The sequence below is a fragment of the Streptomyces sp. MnatMP-M17 genome (genome assembly GCF_900091995.1).
Lineage (GTDB): Bacteria > Actinomycetota > Actinomycetes > Streptomycetales > Streptomycetaceae > Streptomyces.
Window position 1 is genome coordinate 1 of sequence record NZ_FMDK01000243.1, and the last position, 10,080, is coordinate 10,080.

General features: G+C 69.2%; 11 protein-coding genes and 2 pseudogenes. 4 read left to right on the top strand and 9 right to left on the bottom strand.

Annotated elements, in window-relative coordinates; translation table 11 throughout:
- Positions 1-125: 125 nt before the first annotated feature.
- Both GA0115259_RS11835 and GA0115259_RS11840 read right to left on the bottom strand, forming a co-directional pair.
- On the bottom strand, positions 126-953 hold the full coding sequence (locus GA0115259_RS11835) for a hypothetical protein (RefSeq protein ID WP_093594866.1): 828 nt from the start codon (positions 951-953) through the stop codon (positions 126-128).
- A complete protein-coding gene (locus tag GA0115259_RS11840) occupies positions 950-1,693 on the bottom strand; it encodes a hypothetical protein (protein ID WP_093594869.1) in 744 nt (247 codons plus the stop codon). Before GA0115259_RS11840 ends, GA0115259_RS11835 begins: the two co-directional genes overlap by 4 nt.
- 227 nt (positions 1,694-1,920) lie before the next feature.
- Here GA0115259_RS11840 and GA0115259_RS11845 point away from each other — a divergent pair, with 227 nt between their 5' ends.
- Positions 1,921-2,289 carry a DsrE family protein gene (locus GA0115259_RS11845; protein WP_093594872.1) on the top strand — a complete coding sequence of 123 codons (369 nt, stop codon included), beginning with the start codon at positions 1,921-1,923 and terminating at the stop codon, positions 2,287-2,289.
- Between the two features lie 154 nt (positions 2,290-2,443).
- On the opposite strand, the gene GA0115259_RS11850 is transcribed toward GA0115259_RS11845, so the two are convergent.
- The 7 genes and pseudogenes from GA0115259_RS11850 to GA0115259_RS41700 all read right to left on the bottom strand — a co-directional run.
- Positions 2,444-2,722: a DUF3099 domain-containing protein gene (locus GA0115259_RS11850; RefSeq protein WP_093594875.1), complete on the bottom strand. Its 279-nt coding sequence runs from the start codon at positions 2,720-2,722 to the stop codon at positions 2,444-2,446.
- A 163-nt stretch (positions 2,723-2,885) separates the two neighbouring features.
- Positions 2,886-3,173 (bottom strand): DUF1416 domain-containing protein, encoded by a 288-nt coding sequence (locus tag GA0115259_RS11855; RefSeq protein WP_093594878.1) that lies wholly within the window; start codon positions 3,171-3,173, stop codon positions 2,886-2,888.
- Between the two features lie 29 nt (positions 3,174-3,202).
- The gene (locus tag GA0115259_RS11860; protein WP_093594881.1) at positions 3,203-4,042 is read right to left on the bottom strand and encodes a sulfurtransferase; all 840 of its coding nucleotides are present in this window, start codon (positions 4,040-4,042) and stop codon (positions 3,203-3,205) included.
- A gap of 493 nt (positions 4,043-4,535) precedes the next feature.
- Complete coding sequence (locus GA0115259_RS11865; protein ID WP_093594883.1) at positions 4,536-5,285, bottom strand: LmeA family phospholipid-binding protein; 750 nt, start codon at positions 5,283-5,285, stop codon at positions 4,536-4,538.
- Between the two features lie 188 nt (positions 5,286-5,473).
- The gene (locus GA0115259_RS11870; RefSeq protein ID WP_093594886.1) at positions 5,474-6,775 is read right to left on the bottom strand and encodes a hypothetical protein; all 1,302 of its coding nucleotides are present in this window, start codon (positions 6,773-6,775) and stop codon (positions 5,474-5,476) included.
- 10 nt (positions 6,776-6,785) lie between these two features.
- Positions 6,786-7,040: a MoaD/ThiS family protein gene (locus GA0115259_RS11875; protein ID WP_093594889.1), complete on the bottom strand. Its 255-nt coding sequence runs from the start codon at positions 7,038-7,040 to the stop codon at positions 6,786-6,788.
- A gap of 98 nt (positions 7,041-7,138) precedes the next feature.
- Positions 7,139-7,290 (bottom strand): annotated as a pseudogene (locus GA0115259_RS41700) (alpha/beta hydrolase); the annotation flags it as partial.
- A 497-nt stretch (positions 7,291-7,787) separates the two neighbouring features.
- On the opposite strand from GA0115259_RS41700, the gene GA0115259_RS11880 reads away from it, so the two are divergent.
- The 3 genes and pseudogenes from GA0115259_RS11880 to GA0115259_RS11890 all read left to right on the top strand — a co-directional run.
- Positions 7,788-8,678, top strand: a complete 891-nt coding sequence (locus GA0115259_RS11880) for a response regulator transcription factor (RefSeq protein ID WP_093594892.1) — start codon at positions 7,788-7,790, stop codon at positions 8,676-8,678.
- A gap of 24 nt (positions 8,679-8,702) precedes the next feature.
- Positions 8,703-9,725 (top strand): LacI family DNA-binding transcriptional regulator, encoded by a 1,023-nt coding sequence (locus GA0115259_RS11885; RefSeq protein WP_093594895.1) that lies wholly within the window; start codon positions 8,703-8,705, stop codon positions 9,723-9,725.
- Positions 9,726-9,849: 124 nt separating this feature from the next.
- Positions 9,850-10,080, top strand: a pseudogene (locus GA0115259_RS11890) (serine protease); the annotation flags it as partial.

Here is a 10,080-nt window from a genome sequence, read left to right on the forward strand (position 1 = left end):
CGGCTCGCTCGCGGACGCCGACTCGGACTCGGGGCCGGCCTCCGTAACGAGTCCGGCCTCGGTTCCGGCCTCCGCGTCGGGTGTGGGTATCGGCGTCGACTTCGGCGATGACGTGATCTGCTCGGTCATACGTACTTCCCCGGGGATGCGATGTGGCCGAGCTGATCCTTCGTCAGTTCGGCGACGGCTGACGAGTCAAACGGCTTTGTGCCCAGCGCGACGACATCGACGGCCAGCTCACCGTCGTACGCCACGCACTCCATCGCCGTGAGCCCGGAGTCCTTGTCCGGGGCCAGGAAGCATCTGGCCTCCTTGTGGCCCTCGACCGCCGGTCCCCTGCGGGCCCCGGGCCGGTCCGAATTGATCTTGTACCAGCGGTGGACGGCCGCGCGGTCCGTCATCCGCATGAGATACACCTGGACGACAAGGCCATCGGAGAACGCGCTGTAGGAGCGCGCTGCCATGCCCTTGACGCCCATCTTGTCGATCTCCTTGTTCAGCGCCCTGCGAAACTCCGCGGGAAGCCCTTCGCCGACGGACTTGAACATCGCCTCCGCCTCTTTGGCGGTCAGGGACACATCGTTGCCGTGCTCTGCTATATCCGGACCGAGGCGGTAGTCCTCGGGGACGGGAAGCAGCTTCCGGCTGAGATCGGTGTCCGTACGCCCGTCGGCGAAATGCTCGGCCGGGTCCGGATTCGGGTGTGGCCCGATGTCCGGCTTCCGCCACAGCGCGGTGGGCGCGGTCCTGTCGGCTCCGTCGACGGTGGTCTTGATGAACGCGATACCGCCGCCGATCGCGCCGAGGACGAGAACAGCGGGCAGTACGGTCCCGAGGCGCAGCCGCGGGCGGCGACGCGAGGCCGGTGCCGGGGCAGGAGCCGCCGACTCCGGTGCCTGGGAAGCGCCCTCCGTGGCTTCGGTGGCCTCGGGGGTGGCCAGGTCGTCGTTCACAGGCGCTCCAACTGCCGCTCGGCCAGCGTCCGGATGTCCTTCTTGCTGATCGGCTCGGTGTCGAAAATACTGATGTCGAGCATCACATCGCCTCGCTGGGCGAGGGCGCGGGCGTGGTACTGCGGCAGATACCCGGCCTCCCGCTCGACGTCGTAGATGTAGTAACGGCCGTTGGAACTGCCCTTGATGGGATCGCCCGGGTTGCCCGCACCGTTCTCGCTCCTCGGCATGTAGGCCTGCTGCCCTTTCACATGGTCGGTGGCGCCCAGGAACCAGTCGGCCCGGAACTGCACAAGGTAGATATTCGTCTCGCGGTACCCGCCCTGTTCCCAGGAGGCGCCCGCGGCCCGGCGGAACCCTCCGCCCGACAGATCCTCGAACATGTAGTCCGGCTCGTCGAAGTCACGGGCGTACTCATCGAGCGAGAGCCACCCGTCCATGGCCCAGGGCGCGAAATTGTCTCTCGCGCCGGAGGGCCGTGGAAGCAGCAGCTTGCGCAGATCGCCGTCGGTCCTGACCTGGCTGTCCTCCTCGGCGGACAGCGGTTCCGGCTCCTTCCCCTCGGAAAGGGACTTGGCGGGATACGCGAGGCCGGGCTGGGCGAGCATCGGCAGCGGCGTCGGCGCGCGATCGGCCTGGACGGCGTACCCGGTGGCGGTCCCGGCGACGATGCCCAGCACCGCGGCGGCGGCGATCAGCAGAGCCGTACGGCCACGTCTGCGCGGCGGCCGGCCGGGCAACGGCTGAGACTCGGGCCGCGGCTGAGACTCCGGCAAGGGCTGCGGCGGCGGCTCCGGGGCCGCGGGCATCGCCGGAGCTGGCTGAGATTCCAAGGAGAGTCCCCCCACGAGACTTCACAGAAGCAAGATCACAGAACAAGCCTGAAGCACGGATTCCGTAACCCGCGCACAGACCTGACCACCGAGCGGACAAGGTGGTTGTACCTGGGCGGATTACAGTTCGGCATATGCATTCCGCGAAGAAGCTCGTGATCAAAGTGACCGCCGGCGCCGATGCCCCGGAGCGCTGTTCCCAGGCCTTCACGGTGGCGGCGGTGGCCGTGGCCAGCGGCGTGGAGGTCTCGCTGTGGCTGACGGGCGAGTCCGCGTGGTTCGCGCTGCCGGGCCGGGCGGCCGAGTTCGAACTGCCGCACTCCGCGCCGCTGCCGGATCTCATCGAGTCGATCCAGGCCGGTGGACAGATCACCCTCTGCACACAGTGCGCGGCCAGGCGCGAGATCGAGGAGAAGGATGTGATCGAGGGCGTACGGATCGCCGGCGCGCAGGTCTTCGTCAGCGAGATCATGCCGGACGGTGTCCAGGCGCTCGTCTACTGACGCGAGGAGTCACCGGCGGGCGGCCCAAGACCGAAACACCGGCCCGCGGGGCATCCGGCCGTACTCGTATCCGGCCGTACTCGTACCCTCGGCGGGCGCCGCTCCTTCGCCGCGTCCCGCCCCGCCCCGTTCGCTTCACTGCCCGCTCGCCGGGCTACTTTCTGCTGTCCCGCTTCTGCGGCGGCTTCTTGCCGTCCAGCTCGTCCCACCACTCATCGGACTGAGGATCGCCGGTCGGATCGTCCCACCAGCGGTCGTCCTTGCCGCGTGCGTTGCCCACCATGGCCGCGATCGGTGGAATGACCATGGCGACGATGCACAGGGCGACAGCGGCCGGAACCGACCAGAATCGTACGAAAGTCCAGGCGGAGACGAAGAGGATCAGGCATCCGCCCATCAACAGGAAGTACCGACGACGGCGTCGCGTGTACATGTCTCCAGCGTACGACCGAAACCGCCGCGGGGACCCGGCCGACCGGGCCCGGACCGTACGTACGTGGCGCACCCGAACGCGCGAAGGGCCGCACCCCGTCAGGTGATGCGGCCCTTCACCACGGCCCTGCGCTCAGGGCTCAGGACTCAGGACGATGCGGAACTCAGACCGCGATCGCGACCTCCGAGAGGCCTCCGGTCTGCGCGACGACCGTACGGTCCGCCGTGGCGCCGGGAACCAGCGCGCGCACGGTCCAGGTGCCCTCGGCGGCGTAGAAGCGGAACTGCCCGGTCGCCGAGGTCGGAACCTCCGCGGTGAACTCACCGGTCGAGTCCAGCAGGCGCACATAACCGGTGACGGGCTCGCCGTCACGGGTCACGGAACCCTGGATGGTGGTCTCGCCGGGCTTGATCGTCGAAGCGTCGGGGCCGCCGGCCTGTGCTCCACACATACTGTTCAGTCCTCCAGGTCGGGGCGTGATTACTTGTTGGCGCCGAGCTCGATCGGCACACCGACGAGCGAGCCGTACTCGGTCCAGGAGCCGTCGTAGTTCTTGACGTTCTCGACTCCGAGCAGCTCGTGCAGCACGAACCAGGTCAGCGCGGAACGCTCACCGATACGGCAGTAGGCGATGGTGTCCTTCGCCAGGTCCACCTGCTCCTCGGCGTAGAGCTCCTTGAGCTCGTCGTCCGACTTGAAGGTGCCGTCGTCGTTGGCGTTCTTGGACCACGGGATGTTACGGGCGGACGGGATGTGGCCCGGACGCTGCGACTGCTCCTGCGGGAGGTGCGCCGGCGCGAGCAGCTTGCCGCTGAACTCGTCGGGCGACCGCACGTCGACCAGGTTCTGCGTGCCGATCGCGGCGACGGCGTCGTCGCGGAAGGCGCGGATCGCGGTGTTCTGGGGCTTCGCCTCGTACGTGGTCTCCGCGCGCTCCGGAACGGCCTCGACCAGGTCGCGGGAGTCCAGCTCCCACTTCTTGCGGCCACCGTCGAGGAGCTTGACGGAGTCATGGCCATACAGCTTGAAGTACCAGTACGCGTAGGACGCGAACCAGTTGTTGTTACCGCCGTAGAGCACGACCGTGTCGTCGTTGGCGATGCCCTTGGCCGACAGGAGCTTCTCGAAGCCCTCCTGGTCGACAAAATCACGGCGGACCGGGTCCTGGAGGTCCTTCTTCCAGTCGATCCTGACGGCGTTCTTGATGTGGTTCTTGTCGTAGGCCGAGGTGTCCTCGTCGACCTCGACAATGACCACCTTCGGGTCGTCGATGTGGGCCTCGACCCAGTCGGCGTCTACCAGGACGTCGCTGCGGCTCATGCTGTTCTCCTCCGGGGCAGTGTGCGGCGGGGTCATGCGTGATGCGGGTGGCTTCCGGGCATGGCACGCATGGGACGGAAGCCGGCGTACGGCGCGAGGCCGGCCCTGAGATACTCGAAGGGCCAGGAAAACGGGACGCGGAAGTCCCGCTCAGACAGCGCGACAGAGCATGGCGGCGACGCGGCACAGGTCAACTGCCCGCCGCTTCGTGAAGTCCGCCTGCTGCCTCATACGTCCGATCGTAGGGACGTTCCGCCGGACATGTCACCGGTGTGTCACATCGTGAGACACGATCATCCGCGAAGTGAGACAAGTATTCAGCTCGCGCGCTTCCCGCCGTCCCACCCGGCACTTCCGCCCGTCGGCCATCTGAGGAGCGGACACCGCCGTCTCACCATCCGGCCGTCCGGCTGTCCGACCGGCGGGCGCAGGGCCGGACGGGCGCAGGGCCGGACGGGCGCTCCCTGATCCGGCCAGATCCAAACGAAAGACCCTAGCCCGCGAGCGAGACGTCCGTGCCTGTGCCGGAGAACTGAAGGCCGCTCTCCGAGGCGGTGACCTGGTCCAGCTTGATGGTGGACGGCAGTCCGTCGATCTTGAGGTCGTAGTTGACCACGTCCCGCACCTGCTCGTTCAGGCCCGGCACCGGCAGCTCGGGCAGGGCCTCGGCGCGCAGCCGGACCGTGTCGCCGCCCTCCAGCGACACCGTGCTGTACACGGTGACCGTACGGTCGTCCAGCAGCGCCCGCACCGAGGACGGCATGTCGATCCCCGCGCCGTCCAGCACGTCCGCCAGCCGCCCCGAGACCTTGACCTGGCCCTTGGCGGCCCGGTCGGCGCCCGCGTAACCGACCGTCGCGCCCTTCGGCGCCGACTTCGCGAGATCCGCGTACGAGATCCGCGCCGAGCCGCTGGCCTGGGCGGCGGTCGCGGAGGAGAAGCTGCTGTCGATCTTGACGTTCTTGAGCTCGGCGCGGACCTCGGTCACCTGGACCTGATGGCCGTCAGCGGTGGCGTTGACACCGTCGAGGCTGATGTCGACCTCGTCCAGCGAGGAGCCCACGACCTGGGTGAGGAACGGGAAGCCCTTGATGGAGACCTGAGGCTGGGAGCTGAGCCCCTGGCTCGACCTGATCTTGTCGGCGACCTGGCCCTCGGCGAAGTACACCGCGGCACGGTCCGCGGCGACGAACAGTCCGCCGAAGACCACGACAAGGATCAGCAGTATTCGCAGTGCGCGCATTCTTCGGTGTCCCTCACCCTGTTAGGTGCGTGTGCCCAGGTGTCTTGTCATGCGCCGATCGGACGCTGACCTTTGACCGTCATGATCATCTTTGATCGATTTCGATCGCTCTGGCTTGCCTCTTGCCTGACGTCCGTGTGAGCGTAACGGTTCCCGGATATCGGCCCTGATGCACGGGCGCCGGGCGGTCAGCCCAGCACGCGGCCCAGCAGATAGACGGCCGGTGCGGCGGCCGTCAGCGGCAGGGCGACTCCGGCCGTCATATGGACGAAACGGGACGGATAGTCATAGCTCGCGGCCCGCAGTCCGACCAGCGCGCAGACCCCGGCCCCGAGTCCCAGCAGCGCGCCCGCGCCGCCCAGGTCCGTCATTCCGCCGACCACGGCTCCGGCGCCGGTCGCGACCAGCAGGGCCACCACCACGGAGGCGATCCCGGGCAGCGGCAGCGCGCGCGCCACGGTGGCCGCGGCGACCGCCACTCCGCCCACGACCACGGCGTCCGGCAGAGCCGCGAGATGTCCGGTGGCGATGATGGTGAGCGCGGCCGAGGCGATGGTGGCCATCAGGCCCTCCATCCGCTCGTCGGCACCCGCGCGGCTGCGCAGTTGCAGTACGACCGTGAGCAGCACCCACACACCGAGCGTGCCGACGATCGCGGACACGGCGTACTCGTCGTCCACGGCGAGCAGCGCGACATCGGCGGTGAGCCCGCCGAGGAAGGCGAGCGCGATGCCCTGTCTGGCCGGCCACATGCCGTTCAGCCGGAACCAGCCGGCCGCGGTGACCGCCTGGAGCAGCACCAGCGGGACGAGCAGCGCGTACGGTCCGATCGCCGCGCCTCCGGCCAGCAGCAGGCCGAGTACGGCGGTCAGCCCGGCCGGCTGCATGCCCGGCGGGATGATCGGCGACCGGTTCTCGGCGCGGGCGCGCTGGGCGTCGGTGATACGGGCGTTGCCCATGGTGGTGGGCGCGCTGTAACCGTCGACGGCGGCCGGTTCGGGCGTGGGACCGGACGCGGGACCGGTCGGCGCCGGTCCCTGAGGCGCGTTCTGGAACGCGTACGGAGCCGGGCCGGGCGCCGCGCCGGGCACCGGGCCCGACATCGGTACCTCCGGCGGCAGCGGATAGGCGCCCTGCGCGCTCTGCGCACCTTGCACGCTCTGCGGACCTTGCGCACCTTGCACCGGCAGATAAGCGGTCTCGGCGGCGGCCTGGTGCGGCTGCTGATACGGCTGGTACGGCTGAGGCTGCTGGTCCTGCTGCCCGTACTGGGACTGCTGCCACTGGAGGCGCGGCTGGTACTGCGTGTCCCAGGTCTGGCCCTCCCAGGTCTGCGCGGCGCCCGCGTCCTGTTGAGGCTCCTGGTACGCGGGCTGCTGCTGAGGCTGCTGGGACTGCTGAGGCTGTAGCGGGTTGCCGTACTGGTCGTACTGGATGTGGCCCTGGCCACCGTTCCCCTGACCGTACGGATACTGCTGATCGTTGCTCATGTTCTGCGGTTCACCCTCCTGCGAACGGCGGGAGCACCTCGACCGTGCCGCCCTCGGCAAGCCGTACGGTCTCATGGCCCCGCGTCCCCACGGGGTCACCGTCGACGAGGAACGAACACCTCTGGAGCACACGCGTCAGCTCGCCGGGGTGCCTCGACCGCACGGCGTCGAGCGCGTCGGCCAGGTTGTCGGCCGTATACGATTCCTCGGCGACTCCGGCGGCGGCCTTGGCCGCGGCCCAGTAGCGGATCGTGCCCGCTGCCATAGCGGCACTCCTTTCGTCGGCCTCCATGATGGCCGACGCCCAAGGCGGTTCCGGGTCCGGGCCTCCGCAACCGGACGGCAGCCGGACCACTACGGAACCACTACGCCGCCATATGCGCGCCCCGCCGCCGTGCCTCGGTAGTACCAGCGCGCGGGAGCGCTTACGGAGACAACCGCGCGGGTCGCGCATCCGTGCGCCCCCTGTGCAACGCGGTATGCCTCAGCGCCACGGAACCGCCCGTCGGGAATCCCGCCGCCGCCCGCCAATTCCCGGGCGAAACCCGCCGTACACAGCTCGTACACCGACTCGATGGCGACCTGGTCCACGGCCCTGAGCACCGCGCGCCGGTGCCGGGCGCAGTAGATGAATCAGATGATCTGCGGGATTGACCAGATCACGCGGTACACATGTGGGTTATTCTGCTGCGAAGAGGATCCGGGCAACGTAGCCCCCGGGTCCTTTTGTGTTTCCGGTCCGTTGTTACAGACAGATGACACAGCGGTACCGGGCAGTACCAAGCGGTAGTACTGGACAGTGCGGTGCGCGAGCACCGCGCTACGGCACTACCGAGCAGTGCCGCATACGTCCTCGCAGGGACCGAGGAGGAACCGACGTAATGGGCAAGCAAACAACGTACGACCACAGTCCGACCGAGCCGGCCGGACCAGCCGCAGGGCCGGCAGCCGGGCCGACGACCGCACCGGCCGCCGCTCCGAGCACCGGACCGACCTGGGCAGGTGAGCGGCGATGAGTTCTCTGCTGCTCCTGACCAACGCGCTCCAGCCCTCGACGGAGGTGCTGCCGGCACTCGGGCTCCTGCTTCACAATGTGCGGGTCGCTCCGGCCGAAGGGCCCGCGCTTGTCGACACTCCTGGTGCCGACGTCATCCTGATCGACGGCCGGCGCGACCTTCCGCAGGTCAGGTCGCTCTGTCAACTTCTGCGCTCCACCGGGCCCGGCTGCCCGCTGATCCTTGTCGTGACCGAGGGCGGGCTCGCCGCCGTCACGGCGGACTGGGGCATCGACGACGTACTGCTCGACACGGCGGGTCCGGCCGAGGTCGAGGCACGCCTGCGGCTCGCGATGGGCCGCCAGCAGATCTCGTCGGACGACTCCCCGATGGAGATCCGCAACGGCGATCTGTCGGTGGACGAGGCCACGTACAGCGCGAAGCTCAAGGGCCGGGTCCTGGACCTGACCTTCAAGGAGTTCGAGCTGCTCAAGTACCTCGCGCAGCATCCCGGCCGCGTCTTCACCCGCGCCCAGCTCCTCCAGGAGGTCTGGGGCTACGACTACTTCGGCGGTACGCGCACGGTCGACGTACATGTACGGCGACTGCGCGCCAAGCTCGGCCCGGAGCACGAGTCCCTGATCGGGACCGTACGGAACGTGGGCTACCGCTTCGTCACGCCGGAGAAGGTCGAGCGGGCCGCCGAGGAGGCCAAGGCGAGGGCGACAGCTCCCGAATCCTCCCGTGACGAGCCGCGCGACCCCACTCGTGGCGACCTCCGTAACGGCCTCCACCACGACTCTCGCGCCGAGCCGCGGCACGAGAACGCGGAGGAGCGCGGGCGTACGGTTTCGGCCACCGAGCAGGCGCCGGTGCAGGAACCTGCCGTACGGCCTGCCAACCGGTAGGTCACCCCGCGTAGACTGCCGCGCGTGGCCAAGGTGACGCGGGACGATGTGGCAAGACTGGCGGGGACGTCGACCGCGGTCGTCAGCTACGTCATCAACAACGGACCCCGGCCGGTCGCCCCGGCCACGCGCGAGCGGGTGGTCGCCGCGATCCAAGAGCTGGGCTACCGCCCCGACCGGGTCGCCCAGGCCATGGCCTCGCGGCGGACCGACTTGATAGGGATGGTCGTGCCGGACGCCCGGCAGCCCTTCTTCGCGGAGATGGCGCACGCGGTGGAACAGGCCGCGGCCGAGCGCGGGAAAATGGTGCTGGTCGGCAATTCCGACTACCGCGACGAGCGCGAGGTCCACTATCTGCGGGCCTTCCTCGGGATGCGGGTGTCCGGGCTGATCCTGGTCAGCCAGGGCCCGAGCGAGCGCGCCGCCGCCGAGATCGAGGCCTGGGACGCGCGGGTGGTACTGCTGCACGAGCGGCCCGAGGGCATTGACGACGTGGCGGTGGTCACGGACGACATCGGCGGCGCCCAGCTCGCCACCCGCCATCTGCTGGAGCACGGCTACGAGTACGTGGCGTGTCTCGGTGGCGTCGAGTCCACTCCGGTCGTCGGCGACCCGGTGACGGACCATGTCGAGGGCTGGCGGCGGGCGATGCTGGAGTCCGGCCGGTCGGTGGAGGGACGCCTGTTCAAGGCTCCGTACAACCGTTACGACGCCTATGTGGTCGCGCTGGAGCTGCTGTCCGGCCCGGAGAGACCTCCGGCGATCTTCTGCGCCACGGACGACCAGGCGATCGGTGTGCTGCGTGCCGCGCGCGAGCTGCGGCTCGATGTCCCGGGCGAGCTGGCGGTGGCGGGCTTCGACGATGTGAAGGAAGCCGCGCTCACCGATCCGCCGCTGACGACGGTCTCCTCGGACCGTCCGGCGATGGCGCGGGCGGCGGTGGATCTGGTGCTGGACGACGGGCTGCGGGTGGCCGGGTCGCGGCGGGAACGGGTGAAGCAGTTCCCGTCGGCGCTGATCGTGCGGCGTTCCTGCGGCTGCGACTAGGTACGCCTGTTCGGGCGCCTGTTCAACCGCCGCCCACCCTGTTTATATGGGGCATACACGGTTTTGTTGGGCTTCTCAGGACGTCCTCAGCCGCTTCTCATCTCGCGCGCCGACAGTCGATTCCATGACCGACTACTACCGCAGCAGCGGCGACGCAGACAGCACGCAGCAGCAGCCCTCCGTAGGGTCCTCAGGGTCTTCCGCGTGGGTCCAGGGCCCGGCGTATCCGCCACCGCCCGCGTACGGTCCCACCGCACCGCCCGCCCACCACCGGGGCCGGGCCAAGGCGCCGGTCGCGGTCCTCGCGGCCGTGGCGATCGCCGCCGCGATCATCGGCGGCGGCACGGCGACCCTG

Bases quoted from the DNA above. Each gene is read 5' to 3' on its own strand.
- GA0115259_RS11845 (WP_093594872.1), top strand. From the start codon at position 1,921: ATGCATTCCGCGAAGAAGCTCGTGATCAAAGTGACCGCCGGCGCCGAT.
- GA0115259_RS11880 (WP_093594892.1), top strand. From the start codon at position 7,788: ATGAGTTCTCTGCTGCTCCTGACCAACGCGCTCCAGCCCTCGACGGAG.
- GA0115259_RS11865 (WP_093594883.1), bottom strand. From the start codon at position 5,285: ATGCGCGCACTGCGAATACTGCTGATCCTTGTCGTGGTCTTCGGCGGA.
- GA0115259_RS11875 (WP_093594889.1), bottom strand. From the start codon at position 7,040: ATGGCAGCGGGCACGATCCGCTACTGGGCCGCGGCCAAGGCCGCCGCC.
- GA0115259_RS11850 (WP_093594875.1), bottom strand. From the start codon at position 2,722: ATGTACACGCGACGCCGTCGTCGGTACTTCCTGTTGATGGGCGGATGC.
- GA0115259_RS11855 (WP_093594878.1), bottom strand. From the start codon at position 3,173: ATGTGTGGAGCACAGGCCGGCGGCCCCGACGCTTCGACGATCAAGCCC.
- GA0115259_RS11860 (WP_093594881.1), bottom strand. From the start codon at position 4,042: ATGAGCCGCAGCGACGTCCTGGTAGACGCCGACTGGGTCGAGGCCCAC.
- GA0115259_RS11870 (WP_093594886.1), bottom strand. From the start codon at position 6,775: ATGAGCAACGATCAGCAGTATCCGTACGGTCAGGGGAACGGTGGCCAG.